Genomic DNA, 2,609 nt, shown 5'->3' on the forward strand with positions numbered 1-2,609 from the left:
GGGTCCGCCGGGTCCGCCAGGCCCGGCGGCGCCCCGCCGGCGTCGAGCGCCCTGAGCGCCCTGAGCGCCCGGACCGCCGCGGCCGCCACGGACCACGCCGCCCTGGTCGCCGACCAGGCCGCCGCCAGCGGTTTCGACGCCCTGGCCAAGGGCCCCGACGAGAGCTACGTCCGCACCTCGTCCACCATGGGCACCAACGACCTGCGCTACTTCGGGTTCGAGCGGACCTACAAGGGCTTGCCGGTGGTCGGCGGCGACGCGGTCGTCGTCACCGACGCGGCCGGCAACCTGCGCGGCACCACCTCCGCGCACCGCGGCGCGCTCGCCGTGGCCTCCACCACTCCCAAGGTGACGGCCGCCCGGGCCGCCGCACTCGCCCGCGCCCAGCTCACCCAGGTGAGCAGCGTCGGCGCCGCCAAGCTGGTGGTGCTGGCCACGGGCGCCAAGCCGGTGTTGGCGTGGGAAGTCCTGGCAGTGGGCTACAAGGGCCACGCCCCCAGCCACCTGCACGTGTACGTCGACGCGGGAACGGGCGCGATCGCCGACACGAAGGACGACGTCCGCGCCGACACCGGCCGCGGGTACTACGACGGCACGGTGTCCATCGACACCACCGGCGGGCAGTTGCAGGACCCGAACCGCCAGGGCCTGTCCTGCGGCAATGAGAACACGGGCCAGACCTACCCCAACGGCGGCACCGGCGCCGGGACCGACCTGCAGACCGCGTGTGTGGACGCGTACTACACCGTGGAGCAGGAAACGAACATGCTCCGCGACTGGCTCGGCCGCAACGGGCTCAGCGGCAACGGCCAGGAGTTCCCGCTGTACGTCGGCCTCAACGACGTCAACGCCTACTGGGACGGCTCCTCGGGCCACTTCGGGCACACGTCCGACAACCAGCGCCAGGCCACCTCGATCGACGTGGTCGGGCACGAGATGGGCCACTCCATCTTCCAGTACACCCCCGGCGGCGCCGGCTCGGGCAACGAGAACGGCGGCATCAACGAGTCCACCGGCGACATCTTCGGCGCCCTGACCGAGCACTACGCGAACAACCCGAACAACCCGCCGGACTACGTGGTCGGCCTCCAGGTGAACCTCACCGGCACCGGCCCGATCCGGTACATGTACAACCCGTCGCTGGTCGGCGACCCCAACTGCTACTCGAGCTCGATACCGGGCACCGAGGTGCACTCCGCGGCCGGCCCGAACAACCACTGGTTCTACCTGGTCGCCGTCGGCTCGGCCGGCAACGGCACCGACCCGGCCAGCCCGACCTGCAACAACTCGTCGGTCAGCGGAGTCGGCATCCAGCACGCCGGCCAGATCTACATGGCCGCGCTGAACATGAAGACGTCCAGCTGGACCTACAAGAACGTGCGCACCGCCACCCTGCAGGCCGCGGTGAACCTGTTCGGCGCGGGCTCGCAGGACTGCAAGACCGTCAAGGCGGCCTGGGACGCGGTGAGCGTCGGGGCGCAGCCCGGTGAGGCGCAGTGCTCGACGGCACCGTCGAACGACTTCTCGGTGAGCGTCTCGCCGACCTCCGGCAGCGTCGCCCAGGGCTCCTCAGTGAGCACCACGGTCTCCACCGCGGTCACCGCCGGCAGCGCCCAGCAGGTCACCCTGACCGCCTCCGGCCTGCCGAGCGGCGTGACGGCGTCGTTCAACCCGGCCACCGTCACGGCCGGCCAGAGCAGCACCCTGACCCTGACCGCCTCCTCCAGCGCCGCCACCGGCTCGAAGGCGATCACCATCACCGGCACCGCGGCGTCCGGGGCGCACACCGCCACCTACACCGCGACCGTGACCTCCACCAACCCCGGGAACGACTTCTCCGTGAACGTGTCTCCGGGCTCGGCCACCGTGGCGGCCGGCTCCTCGACCACGGCGACCGTGTCGACCGCGACGGTGTCCGGCAGCGCGCAGACCGTGGCCCTGTCAGTGGCCGGCGCCCCGACCGGCGTGACCGCGTCGGTCAGCCCGGCGTCGGTGACCTCCGGCGGCTCGGCGACGCTCAACGTGGCCGTCGCCTCGACCACCGCGGCCGGGACCTACACCCTGACGGTGACCGGCACCGGCTCGGCGACGCACACCGCGTCGTTCGTGCTCACGGTGACGGGCGGCGGCGGGGGCGGCGGCTGCGCCGGCGTCTCGGCCTGGAGCTCGACGGCGTCGTACGTGCCGGGCGACAAGGTGACCTACGGAGGTCACCTCTACAAGTCCACGTGGTACTCGACCGGGGCCGTTCCCAGCGACCCGCAGTCGTGGGCCGTGTGGAGTGATGCCGGAGCTTGCTGAGCCGCACAGCAGCTCCTTGATGAGGCGGACCCCTCTGGGGCAGGGGTCCGCCTCCCATTTTTTTGGGGGCGGGACGGGGCGAGGCGGGACGGGGCGGGTTTTTTGGGGGCAGGGCGGTAGCGGGAGCGGGCAGGGCGGAGGCGAGGGCGGGCAGGGCGGAGGCGGGGGCGGGCAGGGCGGAGGCGGGAGGCGGGGGCAGGAGCGGGGGCAGAGGCGGGGACGCGGTGGTTGTGAGTGTGGGGCTGTGGTGTCGGGCGGGTTGCTGTTGTGGTGGCTTCGCGTTCGCGCCCAAGGGCGGGGCGCGATGC

1 protein-coding gene is annotated in these 2,609 nt (G+C 72.6%); it reads left to right on the forward strand.

Features of this window, described 5'->3' with window-relative positions; translation table 11 throughout:
* The coding region (locus ABD466_RS44195) for a M4 family metallopeptidase (protein WP_425558882.1) at nt 1–2,301 on the forward strand (2,301 nt) is incomplete at its 5' end.
* Nucleotides 2,302–2,609: the final 308 nt, after the last annotated feature.

Origin of the sequence: Catenulispora subtropica (assembly GCF_039531675.1) — a bacterium.
Taxonomy (GTDB): domain Bacteria; phylum Actinomycetota; class Actinomycetes; order Streptomycetales; family Catenulisporaceae; genus Catenulispora; species Catenulispora subtropica.